The organism is Pseudomonas sp. Sample_9, from assembly GCF_004307535.1.
In the GTDB taxonomy this organism is placed as follows: domain Bacteria; phylum Pseudomonadota; class Gammaproteobacteria; order Pseudomonadales; family Pseudomonadaceae; genus Aquipseudomonas; species Aquipseudomonas mercuritolerans.
Map to the genome: position 1 here is coordinate 1 of NZ_RAZO01000402.1, position 20,050 is coordinate 20,050.

Sequence of the window (20,050 nt, forward strand, 5' to 3'; positions counted from 1 at the left end):
CGTGGCGATCATGCTGGTGCTGGCGGTGGTGTTTCCGCTGGTGGGGGCTTCGCTGGTGGTGGTCTGGTTGCTTGATCGCCTGCTGCTGTCGCGTGTTGGCCGGAGTGCGCCGGCCTCGACTTGAGCGATGCGCCATGAGGAGCGACCGTCAATAGCGGCACGCTCCCCGGAACCAGCCGCGGCGAATTACAACTCGTCGCGGATGCGCACCGTGCCTGGCGACGATGGCTGCTTGCGCTGCACCTTCCAGGCACGTCCCATGCGCCCGGTCTGAGCCCAGTAGTAACCGGCGACCAACACCCGGAACTCGCCCAGCGCCATAAGCCGGGAAACGAATTCACCCGGACTCAGGTGGCTGGTCCATCGGCCGTTCTCGAAAAACACCGACCGGGTCAACAGCAGATCACGCTCGGCAGCCGAATAGGAAGGCGTGTATTTGAGCAGGACATTGTGCGGCGTCGAATAGAAATAATGCCGAATATCGAAGCCCCTGTTTTTCAGGTCGTGGGAATGGGCGTATACGAGCTCTGGCGTCGCGAAATTGGCTCTGATTCCCTCTGCGTCCGGCACCAGAGTGGTGTTGCCTGAAAGGTGCATCTGATGAGCGGCGATCGGATGGTAACCATCGGGATAACGCGGCGCCGGGTGCTGCCAACTCACCGAAGAGTCCGTCGACTTCCGGAATATCCGCGCCAGCGGGCTCGGATCCTGCGCGGACCAGGCGATGGGTTCGAGCGGTACAAATTGACTGGCGACCGCTGGCGCCAGAATTGCACTCTCGTAACCGACGTCGAGAGTGGCCTCGGCCGCTCGCTGCTGTGCATAGCGTGCAGCGTCGTCGGGGTGATGGAAAACCGGGCCGAGTGCCGGGACGGGATTTTCTCGCCAGCGCTGCTCAGCGCTGACATCGGCCTGGCGCGGCTGCCAACTGTCATCCACCAGGCCATGTCTGGACCAGTACTCACTGCTCTGGATCACCTCGAGCCGGCCCGCAGCTGCCATTCGGCGGATATATGCAGGAAAGTCGAACGAGCCTTTGGCGATGTCTCGCTCATCGTTGGCGGCTTGTACCGCAGAGACAAATGCATTGGGGCGCAGCTCGATCTGCCCGCGGCGGTCGTAGAACTCGCCCGGCTCGAAGGCATGCAGTTGCAGTTTCAACAACGCCCCGTCGGCGCATGAGAAGTAGATCGGCCGATAACCCTGTGGGGTATTGGCTCGAACGCAGACTGACAGAACATCATTGGGCAGCGCAAAGACCTCGCGCACGTCGCCGGATCGCGCGCCCAGTGGCGGTAGCGGTGCCCGCAGATAAATCGCGTCGAGCGCAAAGCCCGAAATCAGCTCACCGTTTTCGAACACGCGATCAAGGGCCAGCGCCGAGCCCTGAACTTCGACCGGCAAGGTGGCGAGACATACGCCTTGCTGGTTGCGCAAAAGGTAGCCGAAAGTCTGGGTATCCCTGCTGACGGACGCGTCATGAACATATTGGGCGGCAGCGTCTGCCTGCACGAACAGTGCACTGCAGAGCGGCTTGCTCAAGGCCTTGTCATACTCTCTGGCCGGCAACAGATCTTCGGAAAAAGGTGCCCACACCGATACCTGTCGCGGCAACCCCCAGATCTCGCTGCCCTTGATCACTTGCAGATGCCCGCCCTTGGCCAGGGCATTGATCCATTCAACGGGCTGCAGATGTCTGCTGCGCAAGCCCTGCTTGATCGCTTTCGCATCGACGGCCGCGAACCGGTCGCCCTGGCCAAGCAACTGCGAAAACAGTTCGGCCTGCGGCTGATACCTGAGCACTGAACCGTCCGGAGCAAAGAGAAATTCAAGCAAGGACGCCGGTTTGTAAGCAACCAGCGAGCCGTCTGCCGTAACCCGATATTCCTCCCTCACCCCGCGTTTGTTGAAGGCCGACTCCAGCACATCGACGGTAAACATGTTCAGGTAGATCTGTTTCTGGACGCGCGACAGCACCAGCGAGGCCTCTCGGACGGCGCGCGACCGATAGCGCGCCACGATGTGGCAACCGAGCGGAAAAAATCCATAGGTCCGGCTTTCCTCAGGGCAGATTTCGAAAAGGTCGAAATCTTCACGGCTGACTTCAATCGGCGCAGTCGCCACGAAGCGCTTGTCGGCCGTCTCCAGGATTACCCCGCCAAACACCCGGTCGCTCACTGCAGCGAGCAGGGTTGCAGCATGCATGGCAGCATCGTCAGCCGTCAGAAAAACCGGCCCCAGCCAGCGCCGCTGCAGGTGTGCGTATGGCTGCCAGGTCACCCCGACGAGCCCCGTTCGGTCCCAGCACAAGCCAGCATGCATCACCGAGAGTTCGCCACTGTTGGCCACCTCGTGGACGAAATCGCTAGGCACCAAGTGTCCGGACGCCAGATCGCTCTTGATCGTGTCGAGCGTGCTCTGCGACGTGGCGTCATAAAAGAGTTTGCTGGACGGGCTTCTCGCATATTTCAACAGCGCACCGTCGCACGTTGCGATATAGAGGGCTACCGGAAGCTGCGACGCCACAACCGGACGCCGACGTCCGTAATACATCGAAGTGGTGAGATTGTCCGGCGAGATGAAGTAATGGTTGAGCCAGTCATCCGGCGTTTTCCTCGGGTCATCTGAACGACGGTGCGAATACCAGCTGGCGTACAGATCGAAGCCCTCGGGAAACTGATACCACGGCTCCGATCTTCGCGCGGCAAACAGGCTGTTGAGTTGAAACAGACTGCTCTGCCCATCGCTGACGGGAATCAGCTCCGTGGCAATGTACTCTTCATTTTGCCGGTGTTTGAGGATGAACCCGAAGCAGGCGTTGACCTGCTCTTGCCAATGCCTGGCGCGTTCATGCTGACTCTGTGCCACCTCGTCGGCTGAAGCGAACACCGCACCGTAGGCCACCGTTTCCGGTCGGCGCCACGGCAACGGCAATGGCAGCATCAACTGAGGCGCGGCGATCGCTGGCGGGGTCAGCCCAGGCAATACCGGCGTTGGAAGCACAGGGTAGTCCGGGGAAAACGGATGAATCACCGGCCAGACCGGCGCGTCGGGCGCGGGCGGCGCTTCACGCACCGACCAGGTCGAGGCGATCCGGCCGCGATAGCCCCACAATGGGTTATCGACCAGGCTGGTCAGCCGACCGGCCGCCGCTTGCTCACGGATAAAATCCTGCGGCCGCTTGCTGCCATTGCCCAGTTCCGTGGCGAGGGCACCGGGATGCCGGCTGGTTCCCAGACGCCTGCCCAGTTCCGCAGCGGGCGCTGAACCGTCGGCCTCAAAGCGCAGCAGACTGTCCGCAGCGGCCGATACATACAGGACAATCTCATCAAGCAGCACCCGCCGGACTTCCTCGACACTGAGCATCTGCAGACTGAGCACGGCTTCGTGCGGGGTCCATTGCAGATAATCGACCTCCACCGGTTCCAGTTGCGACACGGCAACATGGGACACATAGCGCGCGTGCAGGCGATGATCATCCGGAAAAATGGCCCGTCCTTGGTTGTCGTGGGGATAAAGCCGCCCCTGGCCGAGCACATCGATATCGCCTGGCAGCGGTTCGGTGACCACGAAGCGTTGATTGCTGCATTGGAAAATGTAGCCCGCAAATTGCCGGTCGCGGCGATTGCCGACCGCTTGATGGGCATAACGCGCGGCATCATCGGACGTCAGAAATTCCCGGCTCAACACTGGCCAGGTGAAATCCGGATACGGCGTCCATTGCAGATCCAGCACCCCGAGGCGAGACCACAAGGCACTGCCGCGTAGCACTTGCAGCCTGCCGGCGATGATCAGCATCGACACGAATTCGCGTGGTCGAAGTGTTCCGCTCGACAGTCTCGCCTCGATGCCGCCATCGCTGACGGTTCCGTCGGGATGCTCCTGACTGAAGGCCGCTTCGACCTGACTGCCGCTGAAGGTGTACTTCAACATGGCGGTGTCCCTTGCCTGCATGTACAGCGAAAGAGGCTTGCCCGGCGCCGCCAGAGGTAATGCGCGGCGCCGACGGGCGATCGCCAGCGCCACGTCCTGCGGCGCAAAAAAGTTCTCTGCCAGCCATTGCTCGGTCGCGGGCGCTCGCGCCGGATCGGGCCGCGATGCGAAGTAAAAACCTTCGAGCACGTAGCCTCGCGGCAATCGCAACTGACCATCGCCAGCTTCGGGAAAAACCTTTGCAGGATCCCAGGATGTCGCTTGTGCAGCGCGCGCGTGGGTCGCTACATACTCCTCGCTCGTGCTTTTCTTCAGCAGCAATCCCGACCTCTGTGCGCCACGGGATTTCAATGCCGCCAGCACGGCGCGTTCAGGATTGACGCAGACCCGGGTCATCAACGGCATTTCGGTGATTGTCCCGGTCGAAAAAGGCGTGCCGGCCTTCCAGTCCGCAGGTACCCGCCCCACCGAGTGCCCCCAATCGGCATTCGACACAATGACCTTGAGCTCGCCGACCGTCGCCAGTTTGTTGATCAGCCCCATCACATCGTTGATCGCTGGAGGCCGACCGGACGGCGCGCCGGACTGATGCCAGAGGACGTATGCGCGCTCCTCCGGGGAGCCGCTCGACACATATTTGAGCAGGCTGCCGTCAGGGCCGGAAAGATAGGCGCTACGGAAAAAATCCCGCGCTGACACATCACCCAGAAAGTCGCCTGCAGAATAGAAACTGATGAACAACCTGAGCAGCATTTCATCCTGACGCGGATTGCCATTGCGGAACTCGTCATGCAGTGGCGGATGGCTGTGTACGCTGGCGATGCATCGGTAGCCCAAGGGATGGCGCAGCTCGCCGAGCACCCCGCTTTCGAGAATGGAGCCAAATTCGAAACTTGTGGCTTCGCCCGCGATGGGTGAGGTCGCCAGGAACTTGCCGTCGGGACGTCGCAGAATCACGCTGCCGTATTCTTTGTCCGGGTTGAGCGGGATCCGTGTATGCACCCAATAGGCGGCGTCTTCTTCGCTCAGGAACGCCGGGCCAAGGGGGGGCAATTTGAATTTTTTCGGAGAACTTGCGGCGCGACCGGAACGCCCAGACACATCATTCATAAAAACCTGCGCAGAAAATCGGGATGAGCAGACGAGTGTGTGTCGCAGCTGCCGTGAGGCTGCGGTACATGTTTATCGTTTCTGTAACGGCGCCGCTTGCGCGCCCCAATCTGGCGCACCTCTGCGCACCATCGCCCATAGCGCGTGCCCTCATGGTGCAAGTAGTGAGAGCGCAAACGCTCTGGCACGACATTTTCTTGCCTGAACGCGACCGGGCACAGCCTTTGCAAAACACACCTTCAGTCGTCCGCATCTGCCAACCAGAAAAAATCGAATGTTCATGGAGATCGCACAATGAAGCGTCGCAGTTTGATCAAGGCTTTCACACTCACGGCATCCATTGCCGCGATGGGCATGACCTGGACTGTCCAGGCCGCCGAGACCATCAAGGTCGGGATTCTGCATTCGTTGTCCGGGACCATGGCGATCTCCGAAACGTCGCTCAAGGACATGGCGCTGATGACCATCGACGAGATCAACGCCAAGGGCGGCGTGAACGGCAAGATGCTCGAGCCGGTGGTGGTCGACCCTGCTTCCAACTGGCCGCTGTTCGCCGAAAAGGGCCGACAGTTGCTGACCCAGGACAAGGTCGCGGTGGTGTTCGGCTGCTGGACCTCGGTATCGCGCAAATCGGTACTGCCGGTATTTGAAGAGCTCAACGGTCTGCTGTTCTACCCGGTGCAATACGAAGGCGAAGAAATGTCGCCGAACGTGTTCTACACCGGCGCCGCGCCGAACCAGCAAGCGATTCCGGCGGTTGAATACCTGATGAGCGAAGAAGGCGGCAGCGCCAAGCGCTACTTTTTGCTCGGCACCGACTACGTCTACCCGCGCACCACCAACAAGATCCTGCGCGCGTTCCTGCACTCCAAAGGCGTGGCCGACAAGGACATCGAAGAGGTCTACACGCCGTTCGGTCACAGCGATTACCAGACCATCGTTGCCAACATCAAAAAATTCTCCGCCGGTGGCAAGACTGCCGTGATCTCGACCGTCAACGGCGACTCCAACGTGCCGTTCTATAAAGAGCTGGCCAACCAGGGCCTGAAAGCCACCGACGTGCCCGTGGTGGCTTTCTCGGTCGGCGAAGAAGAACTGCGCGGCATCGACACCAAACCGCTGGTGGGCAACCTCGCGGCGTGGAACTACTTCGAGTCGGTGGAAAATCCTGCGAACAAGAAATTCGTCGCGGACTGGAAAGCCTACGCGAAGAAACACAACCTGCCGGGCGCCGATAAAGCCGTGACCAACGACCCGATGGAAGCCACCTACGTCGGCATCCACATGTGGGCGCAGGCGGTCGAGAAAGCCAAATCCACTGACGTCGACAAAGTGCGCGAAGCACTGGCCGGGCAGACCTTCGCCGCACCATCGGGCTACACCCTGACCATGGACAAGACCAATCACCACCTGCACAAGCCAGTGATGATCGGCGAAATCCAGAGCGACGGTCAGTTCAACGTCGTGTGGCAGACCGAAGGCCCGATCCGCGCGCAACCATGGAGCCCGTACATTCAGGGCAACGACAAGAAGCCGGATTATGCGGTGAAGAGCAACTGAGTCACCGGATGTCAGTCTCGCGCCTGGCGTGAGGCTGATGCAATTCCCTGTGGGAGCGGGCCTTTGTGGTGAGGGGATTTATCCCCGATGGGTTGCGAAGCAGCCCCAAAGCCATCGGTCGCGGTGTATCAGATTGATCGCGTCGACCGATATCACGACTGCTTCGCAGCCGAACGGGGATAAATCCCCTCGCCACAAAGGCTCGCTCCCACAATGTCCGCGTCAAGGCGACTGACTATGCCCACTGCCCTTTTCCGATTTATCTGTGCCATCGCACTGTTGCTGCCACTCCTGGCCCACGCTGGCGATGCCGAAGACTTCGTCGCGGCCAATCCGATGCAACAGGCCAAACTGCTGGAAGCCTGGGCCGCGCAGCCCGATCCGGCCCGTATCGAATTGCTCAACGCCCTGCAACAAGGCGAACTGACGATCGACGGCCAAGCGAAAACCCTGCGCCTGAACAATCGCCTGCGGGGTCTGATCGACACCGCGATGGCCAGCCATCAATTGCTCGCCGCTGACAGCAAAATCCGTCTAAGCGCCGCACAGCAATTGCAGAAAAGCGCGAAACCCGCGCAGCTGAAATTTCTCGACCAGCAGCTCGCTGGGGAAAAAGACCAAAGCGTGCATGCCGCCCTGAGCCTGGCGCTGGCCAATCTGCAATTGGTCGACAGCGACCCGGCGGTGCGCCTTGCAGCGGTGCGGTTGCTCGGTGAAACCGGCGACCCACTGGCCCGTACACGCCTCGAAGGTTTGCTCGAACCCGGAGTGGAAAGCGATGCCGGCGTGCGCACCGCCGCCGAAACCAGCCTCGCTCAGGTCAAGCGCAAACTGCTGATCGGCGAAGTGCTCGGCCAGGCGTTCAGCGGCATGTCGCTGGGCTCGATTCTGCTGCTCGCCGCCCTCGGTCTGGCGATCACCTTCGGCCTGCTCGGGGTGATCAACATGGCCCACGGCGAGATGCTCATGCTCGGCGCCTACTCGACCTATGTCGTGCAGCTGATGTTTCAGCGTTACGCGCCGCAGGCCATCGAGTTCTATCCGCTGATCGCGCTGCCGGTGGCGTTTTTCGTCACCGCCGCCATTGGCATGGCGCTGGAGCGCACGGTCATCCGCCACCTTTACGGTCGACCACTGGAAACGCTGCTCGCGACCTGGGGCATCAGCCTGATGCTGATCCAACTGGTGCGGCTGGTGTTTGGCGCGCAGAACGTTGAAGTGGCCAACCCGGCGTGGCTGTCCGGCGGTATTCAAGTGCTGCCCAATCTGGTGCTGCCGTACAACCGCATCGTCATCATCGCTTTCGCATTGTTCGTGGTGGTGCTGACCTGGCTGCTGCTGAACAAGACCCGCCTCGGCCTCAACGTGCGCGCCGTTACCCAGAACCGCAACATGGCCGCCTGCTGCGGCGTGCCGACCGGGCGCGTCGACATGCTCGCCTTCGGTCTCGGCTCGGGCATCGCCGGATTGGGCGGCGTGGCGCTGAGCCAGATCGGCAACGTCGGTCCCGACCTTGGCCAGAGCTACATCATCGACTCGTTCCTGGTGGTGGTGCTCGGCGGCGTCGGGCAACTGGCCGGCAGCGTGCTCGCCGCATTTGGCCTGGGCATCGCCAACAAGATTCTCGAACCGCAGATCGGCGCGGTGCTCGGCAAGATCCTGATCCTCGCGCTGATCATTCTGTTCATTCAGAAACGTCCGCAAGGCCTCTTCGCACTGAAAGGACGGGTGATCGACTGATGAACCAGCCTCTGTTAGTCACGGCCACACAAAAGGCCGGGCCGAAAGTCACGCTCGCGGTCGGCGGGGTGATCCTCGCGCTGCTGATCGTTCTGCCGCTGCTCTCGTTGTTGTCGCCAGACAATGCCCTGCACGTCTCGGCCTACACGCTGACCCTGGTCGGCAAGATCCTCTGCTACGCCATCGTTGCTCTGGCGCTGGATCTGGTCTGGGGTTACGCCGGCCTGCTTTCACTGGGCCACGGTCTGTTCTTCGCCCTCGGCGGTTACGCGATGGGCATGTACCTGATGCGGCAGGCGGCCGGCGATGGCTTGCCGGCGTTCATGACCTTCCTGTCATGGAGCGAATTGCCGTGGTACTGGACCGGCACCAGCAGCTTTATCTGGGCCATGTGCCTGGTGGTGCTGGCGCCGGGTCTGCTGGCGCTGGTGTTCGGCTTTTTCGCCTTCCGTTCGCGGATCAAGGGCGTGTATTTTTCGATCATGACCCAGGCCCTGACCTTCGCCGGCATGCTCCTGTTTTTCCGCAACGAGACCGGGTTTGGCGGCAACAACGGCTTCACCAATTTCCGCACCATTCTCGGCTTCGGCATCACCGAACCGGGGACCCGCGCGGTGCTGTTTCTGGCCACGGTGTTGTTGCTGGTGGCGAGCCTGTTCATCGGCTGGCGCCTGGCGCAGAGCAAGTTCGGCCGGGTGCTGACGGCGTTGCGCGATGCGGAAAACCGTTTGATGTTCTGCGGCTACGACCCGCGTGGTTTCAAGCTGTTCGTCTGGGTGCTGAGTGCGGTGCTGTGCGGCCTCGCCGGAGCGCTGTACGTGCCGCAAGTCGGCATCATCAACCCCAGCGAAATGTCGCCGACCAACTCGATCGAAGCGGCGGTGTGGGTCGCCCTCGGCGGGCGCGGCACGCTGATCGGGCCGCTGCTCGGCGCCGGCGTGGTCAACGGCATGAAGAGCTGGTTCACCGTGGCCTTCCCGGAATACTGGCTGTTCTTCCTCGGCGCGCTGTTCATCGTCGTGACGTTGTACCTGCCCAAAGGCGTGATCGGTCTGCTGAAGAAACGAGGTGAACAATGAGAGTCACAGCGAGTGCGGAATTCATGCTGGAGCCGGCGTTTTTCCCCGTCGAACCGAACAAGGACGAAGGCACCAGTCGCGACTCGATCGGCCTCGGCCAGCGCGTCGGCCCCGGCCTCGATACGCGCCACGGCACCATCCTGACCCTGGAAGACATCAGCGTCAGTTTCGACGGCTTCCGTGCGCTGAACAATCTCAACCTGTACATCGGCGTCGGCGAACTGCGCTGCATCATCGGCCCCAACGGCGCGGGCAAGACCACGCTGATGGACGTGATCACCGGCAAGACCCGGCCCAGCCACGGCAAGGCCTGGTTCGGCGAAACCCTGGATCTGACGCAGATGAGCGAAGTGCAGATTGCCCAGTCCGGCATCGGCCGCAAGTTTCAGAAACCGACGGTATTCGAAGCCTTGAGCGTGTTTGAAAACCTGGAGCTGGCGCAGAAGACCGACAAGTCGGTGTGGGCCAGTTTGCGTGCGCGCTTGAGTGGCGAGCAGAAGGATCGCATCAGCGAAGTGCTCGAGACGATTCGCCTGACCACCTCGGTCAATCGCCAGGCCGGCCTACTGTCCCACGGCCAGAAGCAGTTTCTCGAGATCGGCATGTTGCTGATGCAGGACCCGCAATTGCTGCTGCTCGACGAACCGGTGGCGGGCATGACCGACGCCGAAACCGAATTCACCGCCGAGCTGTTCAAGTCGCTGGCGGGCAAGCATTCGCTGATGGTGGTCGAGCACGACATGGGCTTTGTCGGCTCGATTGCCGACCACGTCACGGTGCTGCATCAGGGCAGCGTGCTGGCCGAGGGCTCGCTGGAACAGGTGCAGGAAAACGAGCGAGTGATCGAGGTCTACCTCGGCCGATGAATCGGCCAGCTGCAAGCGACAAGCTTCAAGCAGCAAGTAAAAGCAAAGTCATAAACAGCACTGCTCTTGCTTGCAGCTTGCAGCTTGCGGCTTGCGGCTTGCGGCTTGAAGCCCAACTAACGGAGTTCCGATGCTACAAGTCCAACAACTTCATCAGTACTACGGCGGTAGCCACATCCTGCGCGGCCTGAGCTTTGACGTGAAGGTCGGCGAAGTGACCTGCCTGCTCGGCCGTAACGGCGTGGGCAAGACCACCCTGCTCAAATGCCTGATGGGCCTGCTGCCGGCCAAGGAAGGCGCGGTGAACTGGGAAGGCAAACCGATCACCACGTTCAAACCGCATCAGCGCGTGCATGCCGGTATCGCCTACGTGCCGCAGGGCCGTGAGATCTTCGGGCGCCTGACGGTAGAAGAAAATCTGTTGATGGGCCTGTCGCGGTTTCCAGGCTCGGAAGCCAAGGAAGTCCCAGGTTTCATCTACGAACTGTTCCCGGTGCTGCTACAAATGAAGCAGCGCCGTGGCGGCGATCTGTCCGGTGGTCAGCAACAGCAACTGGCGATCGGCCGGGCATTGGCCAGCCGCCCGCGCCTGCTGATTCTTGATGAGCCCACCGAAGGCATTCAACCGTCGGTGATCAAGGAAATCGGCGCGGTAATCAAGCAGCTCGCGGCGCGCGGTGACATGGCGATTCTGTTGGTCGAGCAGTTCTACGACTTCGCCGCCGAGCTGGCCGATCAATACCTGGTGATGTCGCGGGGCGAGATCATCCAGCAGGGTCGCGGTGAAAATATGGAGGCCGAAGGTGTACGCGGGCTGGTCACGATCTAACGCGCCGGTCTAATCTGTAGCTTCCTAACGATAATCACAAAACCATGAATTCGATTGTTGCACCTGCCCTGTTTACCCCGAGCTGGCACGCCGAACTGGAGCTGGCTTACGCGCGCTTCGGCGACTGCACGCGCCCGGTCATGCGCCGCCATCTCGGCCCGCTGCGCGTACAAAAGCATCTGTACGCCGAAGGCCCCGAGGTCTGCCAGCACATCATCGTCCATCCACCGGGCGGAATTGCCGGTGGAGATCGGCTCGACATCAGTGCCCGCGTCGAACCCAACGCCTGGGCGCAAATCACCAGCCCCGGCGCCGCCAAATGGTATCGCGCCGGTGGACCGGCTTATCAGCAACTCGACTTGAAAGTCGCCGCCGGCGCTACGCTTGAATGGCTACCGCAGGAAACCATCGTCTACAGCGCCGCGCAGGCCGAGTTGAGCACAACGATCGAGCTCGAAGGCGATGCGCGGCTGTTCTACTGGGACGTGGTGGCGCTCGGTCGTCCGGCCAGCGGCGAGCGTTTTGACCTCGGGCATTTTCAGGCGCACCTGGATATCCGCCGCGATGGTCAGTTGCTCTGGCACGAACGGCAGCGCATTGTCGGTGCGGACGGTTTACTCGATTCGCCGATCGGCCTGGATGGCAATCCGGTGTTCGCAACGATGCTGGTCACCGGTGAGATAGACGCCGGGTTGCTGGAGCGCTGCCGCTCGCTGGGGCACGAAGTGCGTGGAGACTTGACGCAGTTGCCAGGGTTGCTGGTGGCGCGGTGTCTGGCCGGTGAAGCATTACTCGCCCGCGCCTGGCTGATTGATTTATGGCGACTGCTAAGGCCAGCGCTGCTGGGCCGCGAGGCCCAGCCACCGCGAATCTGGAACACCTGAAATGCATGCCCCTGTAGGAGCTGACGAGTGAAACGAGGCTGCGATCTTTTGATCTGGATCTTCGAAAACAAGATCAAAAGATCGCAGCCTCGTTTCACTCGTCAGCTCCTACAGATCGCGATCGACCTGATCATTCTTAACTGCCGATATTGGATTCCAACATGGACCTGACCCCACGCGAAAAAGACAAGCTGCTGATCTTCACCGCCGGCCTCGTCGCCGAGCGGCGGCTGGCCCGTGGCGTGAAACTCAATTACCCGGAAGCCATGGCCTACATCTCCGCCGCGCTGCTCGAGGGCGCGCGCGACGGCCAGACCGTGGCCGAGCTGATGCATTACGGCACCACCCTGCTCAGCCGCGAACAAGTGATGGAAGGCATCCCGGAAATGATCCCGGAAATCCAGGTCGAGGCGACGTTCCCCGACGGCACCAAACTGGTCACCGTTCACCAGCCGATAGTCTGAGGCCGCACCATGACTTACAGCATTCGCGATGCGAGCCGGGCCGACCTGCCGGCGATCCGCGACATCTACAACGACGCCGTGCTCAACACCACGGCGATCTGGAACGAACAAGCGGTCGACCTCGGCAATCGCCAGGCATGGTTCGACGCGCGTCAGTTGCAGGCGTACCCGATTCTGGTGATCGTCGACCGTGAAAACGCAGTGCTGGGTTACGCCTCGTTCGGCGACTGGCGCCCGTTCGATGGCTTCCGTCACACCGTCGAACACTCGGTGTACGTGCGCAGCGATCAACGCGGCAACGGCCTCGGCCCGCAACTGATGACCGCGCTGATCGAACGCGCCCGCACCTGCGGTAAACACGTCATGGTCGCCGCCATCGAAAGCGGCAACGCTGCCTCGATCCGCTTGCACGAGCGCGCCGGTTTCAGCATCACCGGGCAGATGCCGCAAGTGGGCACCAAGTTCGGCCGCTGGCTCGATCTGACCTTCATGCAGTTGACCCTCAATCCCGGCGCACAGCCACCGGATGCCCACAAGGAGTGATGTCGATGAACGCCGCCCAGTTGCGCCGCGTCAACGCTGAAAGCTTTGCCCACTATCGCCAGGGCCTGATCGATCTGCTGCTCGACGCCGTCGGTTACGGCGCCAGCGTCGGCTTCATGGCCGACCTCGATGCCGCGCAGGCGCGCGCGTATTTCGATGAGGTGCAGGACAACATCAACAAGGGCAGCACGCTGCTCTGGGTGGTGGTCAAGGACGAGCAGGTGCTGGCCAGCGTGCAACTGGGCCTGTGCCAGAAGGCCAATGGCCTGAACCGCGCCGAAGTACAGAAACTGCTGGTGCGCGAACACGCGCGACGGCGCGGTCTCGGCCAGCAACTGATGCAGGCGCTGGAACTCGAAGCGCCCAAGCACAAGCGCGGCATGCTCTATCTCGACACCGAGGCCGGCTCGCCGGCAGAAGATTTCTACAAGGCGCTGGGCTACGTGCGCGCCGGCGAAATCCCCGATTACGCCTGCGATCCCAACGGCACCTATCGCCCGACCGCTCTCTATTACAAAGTCCTGCAAGGAGCCCAGCGATGATTCCTGGCCAATACCAGATCCAGCCCGGCGACATCGAACTCAACGTCGGCCGCCGCACCGTGAGCCTGAAAGTCGCCAACAGCGGCGACCGGCCGATCCAGGTCGGTTCGCACTTTCACTTTTTCGAAACCAACGACGCGCTGAACTTCCATCGCGCCGCCAGTCGCGGCATGCGCCTGAACATTCCCGCTGGCACCGCCGTGCGCTTCGAGCCAGGCCAGAGCCGTGAAGTCGAGCTGGTCGATTACGCCGGGCATCGCCGGGTGTTCGGCTTTGCCGGCCGCATCATGGGTGATCTCGACTGAGATCGGCGTATCCCGAAAAGATCGCAGCCTTCGGCAGCTCCTACCAATGTCACCTGGTCTCAAGCCAATCACTGACTGTAGGAGCTGACGAGCGCAGCGAGGCTGCGATAGCGAGCTATGCGAGCGATCTCGAAAACAATTGAATCCCAAGGCAAGCACATGAAGATTTCTAGAAGCGCCTACGCCGACATGTTCGGCCCCACCGTCGGCGACAAGGTGCGCCTGGCCGATACCGAGCTGTGGATCGAAGTCGAGAAAGACTTCACCACCTACGGCGAGGAAGTGAAGTTCGGTGGCGGCAAAGTCATCCGCGACGGCCAGGGCCAGAGTCAGTTGCTCGCCGCCGAAGTGGTCGACACGCTGATCACCAACGCGCTGATCATCGACCACTGGGGCATCGTCAAGGCCGACGTCGGCCTCAAGGACGGGCGCATCGCCGCGATCGGCAAGGCCGGCAACCCCGACGTGCAGCCCAACGTGACCATCGCCATCGGCGCCGGCACCGAAGTGATTGCCGGCGAAGGCATGATCCTCACCGCTGGCGGCATCGACACGCATATCCACTTCATCTGCCCGCAGCAGATCGAAGAAGCGCTGATGAGCGGCGTCACCACCATGATCGGCGGCGGCACCGGCCCGGCCACCGGCACCAACGCCACCACCTGCACCTCCGGCCCGTGGCATCTGGCGCGCATGCTCCAGGCCGCCGATGCCTTCCCGATGAACATCGGCCTGACCGGCAAGGGCAACGCCAGCCTGCCGGAGCCGTTGATCGAACAGGTCAAGGCCGGCGCTATCGGCCTCAAGCTGCACGAAGACTGGGGCACCACTCCGGCGAGCATCGACAACTGCCTCAACGTTGCCGATCAGTACGACGTGCAGGTGGCGATCCACACCGACACCCTCAACGAATCGGGTTTCGTCGAAACCACCCTCGGCGCATTCAAGGGCCGCACCATCCACACCTATCACACCGAAGGTGCCGGTGGCGGCCACGCGCCGGACATCATCAAGGCCTGCGGTTTCCCCAACGTGCTGCCGAGCTCGACCAACCCGACCCGGCCGTTCACCCGCAACACCATCGACGAACACCTCGACATGCTGATGGTCTGCCATCACCTCGACCCGAGTATTGCCGAAGACGTCGCCTTCGCCGAAAGCCGTATCCGCCGCGAAACCATTGCCGCTGAAGACATCCTCCACGACCTCGGCGCGTTCTCGATGATCAGCTCCGACAGTCAGGCCATGGGCCGCGTCGGTGAAGTAATCACGCGCACCTGGCAGACCGCCGACAAAATGAAAAAACAGCGCGGCCCGCTGCCGCAGGATGGCGAGGGCAACGACAACTTCCGCGCCAAACGCTACATCGCCAAGTACACCATCAACCCGGCGATCACCCACGGCATCAGCCATGAAGTCGGCTCGATCGAAGTCGGCAAGTGGGCCGATCTGGTGCTGTGGCGTCCGGCATTTTTCGGCGTCAAGCCGACGCTGATCCTCAAGGGCGGTGCGATTGCCGCCAGCCTGATGGGCGATGCCAACGCCTCGATTCCGACACCGCAACCGGTGCATTACCGCCCGATGTTCGCCAGCTACGGCGGCTCGCTGCACGCCACCAGCCTGACCTTTATCAGCCAGGCGGCGCAGGAGGCCGGATTGCCCGAAGCCCTGGGGTTGAAAAAGCAGATCGCTGTGGTGAAGGGCTGCCGCGACGTGCAGAAAACCGACCTGATCCACAATGACTATCTGCCGAACATTGATGTCGATCCGCAGACCTATCAGGTCAAGGCTGACGGTGTGTTGCTGTGGTGCGAGCCGGCGGAAACGCTGCCAATGGCGCAGCGTTATTTTCTGTTCTGATAACCGCGCGGGACTGAATACGGACGTGCGCGTCCGTATTCGGAATACGACACTGGCTGGTCAGGAGAATATCAAGGACATCTGTTGTTCACTGTAGCCGTAATCCAGACGCAACTCGGTGCCTGCCGGTATGTCTTCGCTGGCGATTATCCCGTTGAGTATGAACTCCTTCGTCACCAGATCCTTACCCATTAGTTGCTGCGCCTCGATGCTGAACGACACGAATTCCACGTTATAACCGCTCGCAGCCTGACGCACCGGTCTGCCCGTGGCGTCGTATTCGAAGTTGGAATTGATCCTGGAAAGGATGTTGTCACCCAGTACAACCAGCGGGTCGGGGATGAGATGCCCCGGGCCGTATTGGAAACGCATGCCGGCCAGGGTCGCAAATGTCTGTTCGTGGCGTCGAACGAAACGTTTCGGGGTTATGACACCCCCATAAACACCAATCGCCTCGCCCTTGGCCAGACGCCTGTTGGCCACGACCATTGACTGGTCGATCAATGACCGCTCACCGGGTACTTTTACATCGGCCTCGGTAAACAATCGCCACTGCAGTTTTTCTTCGTATAACTGCGCGACTTTCTCATATTCGCCAAACTTGATATATGGTTTGATCGGCTCTGAGCTGTACCACTCGCCGCTTTTGAGGCGCACTTTGTTTTGCATCCGTTTGATGCGAATCGGCATGCCGGCGGTATCCCTGAGCGGGTATTTACCGTTGTTGGCGCGATTGTAGTGACCGCGGCGATTGCTCAGAAACGAGTAGGGCGTTTCCGCCCGCATCCACTCCAGTTCCTCTGTCGTGTACGGTTTGACCGGCATCGATTCGGAGGCGAGGTAGAAGCGCTCGCCCGCCTCTGCGGACTCGCTGAAGACATCCTCGAGCGCTGATTCGAAGTCATCATCACTGTGCGGGGAGGATTCGCGGCTGCGCCCCGGCATGATCGCCGAGCCACCGTCCGTGTCCGTGCTGTAATCCTGCAGCGGATACCAGCGATTGGTCTGCGCATCATGCGCCAGCACAGGACCCGAGGCGTGCGCCTCGCTGGGCAGTTTCGCCCGGTACAGGCCCGTCTCGGCATCGACACCGATCAGCACGACACCACCGTCCTGCAGATCGACGTACTGCCGACCTTTGAATACGCGAAATCCCTGAGCATCTGCATCTGGCAAAGCCGTTGGCGAAGGAATCAGGTAGTGCGCCAGCGAAGCGGCTTCACTGCCTGCGCCTGACGAACCACTTATCGGCAGTACGTGCGTACTGCGCATGGCCGTCGCCGTCATCGTCTCGACGTGAGCCGCACCTTGACCGGACTCGGCCGTATGCGTCGAGGTCTGGCGCATTGACGGATCGGTTGAGACACGCACCGTGTCGGAGCCGGAGGCATTGGAATCGGAAGATGTGCGCTGGTGGGCGCTGACATCGACAGCAGAGGATTTTGAAGACTTTGACTTGATTGGCATGAACCGCTTCCTTGCGAAAAAATGCGCAGCGACCGGCCGGTACTGGCTGGTGCTGCGAGCGTCGACGTCCATTGCCGACAGATGTCAGAAAAACTATCAGACCGCGCTATTGGTTAACACCTGCGGAAATACCTGCAAACACTAACCCTGTCTGAGGGGGCGATGCCGCAGACGACCGACAATACGGCCGGGCAGCGGCATCGATGCTGCAGGGTCAGCCGAAGAACAATTGCATGTCTCTCGGAGAGTAATTGTAATTGAGCCTCAGCTCCTGGCCGGCGGGTATATCGGCCGTGGCGAAAACAGTGCTCAGGTCCAGCCCTCTGCGCACTGCCTGACCGCCAGAACGATCCTCGACCTCCACTGCAAATGGCACGGTTTCAACGTTGTACCCAGCGGGTGCCTGGCGGATCGGCCGGCCTTCCTTGTTGAAAACGAAGTTGGTATTGATCCGGGAAACAATGTTATCGCCGACAATGGCGATTTTTACCTCACGGGCCCTGCCGCTCTCTATCGCGATACCAGTGGCTGCTGTCATGGCGAAAACCTGTTCTTCACGGGAGAGAAAAACGTGAGGCACCAGATCGCCCCCATACACACCAATGACTTCGCCTTTGACGATGCGACGGTTCGCCACCACCATGGACTGCCCCACCAGAGTTTTCTCGCCGGGCACTACGATGTCGGCTTCGGTAAAAGTGCGCAGTTGCAGTTTTTCCTCGTAAAGCCTGGCAACGTTTTCGAATCCACCGGCTTTGAGGTAAGGCATGACCGGCGTCACGGCATAGACGTTGCCATTGACCAGAGTCGAGCTGCCCTCGATCGCTTTGATGTACATGGGCTGGCCATCCGCTCCGCGGATCGGATACCTGCCGTTGTTGGCGCGATTGTAAGAGCCCAATTGGTTGTTCGCTGCAGAGTACGGCACAGGCTGGCGCATGATGCTCGACTCTTCAGCGGTATACGGTTTGAAGGGCATGGATTCGGAGGCCATTTCGAAGACCTCGTCGGCAGACGATTTGCGTGGCGCAAATTCCGCTGCCAGCACGAACTCTTCGTCAGACTCTTCGCCTTGCATACCGCCCTTGCGGCCCCGACGCTTCCATACGCCGAGGGCGTCCGGCGCGGCGATGATCCCGCTACTGACCAATGCGGATGGATTGTTCGGGTCGAGCACTCGCAGCACATGATGCTGCCCGTCGCCCGCATCAGGTCGTGGCGCCGTAAAGTATCGCTTGCCGTTGAACTCGATTTCCTGTGCCTTGCTCCCGGCTGAGCGGAAAACGATCGACTCGGACGTATCCAGTGGATACCAGACATCGCTTTCCGGGCCACGGACCAGGACCGGGCCCGAAGGGTTGATTTCACTCGACAACCTTGCCCGGTGCTGACCGGTGACCGGGTCGACACCTACCTGCACGCTGCCGCCAGCATGGATATCAACGTAGCGACGCCCCTTGAATACCCTGAATCCCTGGGCATCGGCGCTCGAAAGAGCAACCTGAGCAGGAATCAGGTAATCATCAAGCGACAACGCCGTGGTGTCTGTTCGAACGCTGGAGGCGCTTGTCGCACCGTGCACTTGCACTCTCGGTGAGGTCGTTGTCACGCGGGCCTCAACCGCGCTTTTGCCACTTGCACTGGCAACGCCGACGCCTTGGGAAACAATGTCAGAGGTTGAATGCACCTGCGTTTCAGACCGGACAGGAGGCACATCGGAAACCGAACGCTGGAGCGATTCAACGTCCGCTGTCCCGCGCACCGTGGTCGAGGATTTGCTTTTCACTGGCATGATTACGATTCCCTGTAAGTGTTAGCCGCCCCCTCGCCTGCATGGGTGGAGCTGCTGTGATCGGCGTCCATTGCCGATCCTTGTGCAGGAAACTATCAGACCGAACTGGCGGTTAACACCAGGTGAAACACTCGCAAACATAACCCGGCAGGAAATGACCTGCTCGCGGACTGTCAGCCCGGCCCCTGGAAGAAACCTCAACTGGCTACTCGACTACGAGGCGCCCCAGACGCTGGCGCAACATGCGGTTCTCGGCGCGCAGCTGCTTCACCTCGTCCAGCAGATCCAGCGCCAGCGCCACTCCTTCCCACTCCAGCTCCAGATCACGGCGCAGCTTCGCCGCACGCTTGGCCAAGGCCAATTCGTAGTCGGTGAAGCGCCACTCCCGGGGCTGCGCGCCCTGAGGTTCGAGGATGCCGTGCTCGACGATTTCGATCACGTAGACGTCCGACAAATCGGCCGCCTCACAGAATTCTGCCAGGTCCAGTTGAACGATCAGGGGGCTGCTCATGATGGGCTACTCCGTCGTCGGGTTCAGAAGTTCTCTCGCGGGTTGAATGCGGCTTTCTTCGCCAGCTCCTGCCACAGCGCCTTGACCTCGTCGTCGGAGGCTTTCGGCATCACGGCCTTGAGCTGCACGAACAGATAACCGCGTTCGCCGGCCTTGTTCAGCAGGCCATGGCCCTTGGCGCGCATGCGCTGGCCGTTCTGGCTGCCGGCCGGCACCTTGAGGTTGATCTTGCCGGTCAGGGTCGGCACGGCCACTTCAGTGCCCAATGCCAATTCCCAAGGAGCCAGGGGCAAAGTGATGATCAGGTTTTCGCCTTCAACATCGAATTTCGGGTGCGGCGCAAACCGGATGGTCAGGTACAAATCGCCATTCGCCCCGCCACCGATGCCCGGTGCGCCCTGGCCCTTCAGGCGAATACGCTCGCCGTCGGTCACGCCGGCCGGAATCTTCACGTTCAGGCTCTTGCTGGTGTTGCTGACGTGCTGGCCATGCGCGTTGTATTGCGGCACTTGAAAGGTGACTTTCTTCGATTCGTTCGACAGGGTTTCTTCGAGGAAGACCGGCA

General features: G+C 61.0%; 16 protein-coding genes. 11 read left to right on the forward strand and 5 right to left on the reverse strand.

What is annotated here, in order from left to right; genetic code table 11:
- Positions 1-186: 186 nt before the first annotated feature.
- Complete coding sequence (locus D6877_RS23115; protein WP_178083740.1) at positions 187-4,986, reverse strand: DUF4329 domain-containing protein; 4,800 nt, start codon at positions 4,984-4,986, stop codon at positions 187-189.
- A 351-nt stretch (positions 4,987-5,337) separates the two neighbouring features.
- Between D6877_RS23115 and urtA the strand changes: the two genes are divergently transcribed.
- From urtA to ureC, 11 genes are all read left to right on the forward strand, one after another.
- Positions 5,338-6,603: an urea ABC transporter substrate-binding protein gene (gene urtA, locus D6877_RS23120; protein ID WP_016771886.1), complete on the forward strand. Its 1,266-nt coding sequence runs from the start codon at positions 5,338-5,340 to the stop codon at positions 6,601-6,603.
- A 237-nt stretch (positions 6,604-6,840) separates the two neighbouring features.
- A complete protein-coding gene (urtB, locus tag D6877_RS23125) occupies positions 6,841-8,343 on the forward strand; it encodes an urea ABC transporter permease subunit UrtB (protein WP_130912242.1) in 1,503 nt (500 codons plus the stop codon).
- Entirely contained in the window at positions 8,343-9,422 is a 1,080-nt protein-coding gene (gene urtC, locus D6877_RS23130) for an urea ABC transporter permease subunit UrtC (protein ID WP_122751722.1), read from the forward strand. The genes urtB and urtC overlap by 1 nt, the downstream gene beginning before the upstream one ends.
- A 23-nt stretch (positions 9,423-9,445) precedes the next feature.
- On the forward strand, positions 9,446-10,288 hold the full coding sequence (gene urtD / locus D6877_RS23135; protein WP_172834043.1) for an urea ABC transporter ATP-binding protein UrtD: 843 nt from the start codon (positions 9,446-9,448) through the stop codon (positions 10,286-10,288).
- A gap of 130 nt (positions 10,289-10,418) precedes the next feature.
- On the forward strand, positions 10,419-11,117 hold the full coding sequence (urtE, locus tag D6877_RS23140) for an urea ABC transporter ATP-binding subunit UrtE (RefSeq protein WP_130912243.1): 699 nt from the start codon (positions 10,419-10,421) through the stop codon (positions 11,115-11,117).
- A 44-nt stretch (positions 11,118-11,161) separates the two neighbouring features.
- Positions 11,162-12,001 carry an urease accessory protein UreD gene (locus D6877_RS23145; protein ID WP_130912244.1) on the forward strand — a complete coding sequence of 280 codons (840 nt, stop codon included), beginning with the start codon at positions 11,162-11,164 and terminating at the stop codon, positions 11,999-12,001.
- A 161-nt stretch (positions 12,002-12,162) separates the two neighbouring features.
- Entirely contained in the window at positions 12,163-12,465 is a 303-nt protein-coding gene (gene ureA, locus D6877_RS23150) for an urease subunit gamma (RefSeq protein WP_003221215.1), read from the forward strand.
- A gap of 9 nt (positions 12,466-12,474) precedes the next feature.
- The gene (locus D6877_RS23155; protein WP_130912245.1) at positions 12,475-13,008 is read left to right on the forward strand and encodes a GNAT family N-acetyltransferase; all 534 of its coding nucleotides are present in this window, start codon (positions 12,475-12,477) and stop codon (positions 13,006-13,008) included.
- Between the two features lie 5 nt (positions 13,009-13,013).
- Positions 13,014-13,550, forward strand: coding sequence for a GNAT family N-acetyltransferase (locus D6877_RS23160; RefSeq protein ID WP_073471741.1), 537 nt, complete (start codon positions 13,014-13,016; stop codon positions 13,548-13,550).
- Positions 13,547-13,855, forward strand: a complete 309-nt coding sequence (locus D6877_RS23165; RefSeq protein WP_130912246.1) for an urease subunit beta — start codon at positions 13,547-13,549, stop codon at positions 13,853-13,855. Before D6877_RS23160 ends, D6877_RS23165 begins: the two co-directional genes overlap by 4 nt.
- Positions 13,856-14,014: 159 nt before the next feature.
- Positions 14,015-15,715, forward strand: a complete 1,701-nt coding sequence (gene ureC / locus D6877_RS23170) for an urease subunit alpha (RefSeq protein ID WP_071174262.1) — start codon at positions 14,015-14,017, stop codon at positions 15,713-15,715.
- Between the two features lie 60 nt (positions 15,716-15,775).
- Here ureC and D6877_RS23175 read toward each other — a convergent pair whose 3' ends face one another.
- From D6877_RS23175 to D6877_RS23190, 4 genes are all read right to left on the reverse strand, one after another.
- Positions 15,776-17,182, reverse strand: a complete 1,407-nt coding sequence (locus D6877_RS23175; protein WP_241662945.1) for a hypothetical protein — start codon at positions 17,180-17,182, stop codon at positions 15,776-15,778.
- A 214-nt stretch (positions 17,183-17,396) separates the two neighbouring features.
- Entirely contained in the window at positions 17,397-18,974 is a 1,578-nt protein-coding gene (locus D6877_RS23180; RefSeq protein WP_130912247.1) for a hypothetical protein, read from the reverse strand.
- A gap of 205 nt (positions 18,975-19,179) precedes the next feature.
- Positions 19,180-19,485 (reverse strand): chaperone modulator CbpM, encoded by a 306-nt coding sequence (locus D6877_RS23185; protein ID WP_016771896.1) that lies wholly within the window; start codon positions 19,483-19,485, stop codon positions 19,180-19,182.
- A gap of 23 nt (positions 19,486-19,508) precedes the next feature.
- Positions 19,509-20,050 (reverse strand): DnaJ C-terminal domain-containing protein (locus D6877_RS23190; protein WP_277751496.1); only part of this gene is annotated, 542 nt, incomplete at its 5' end.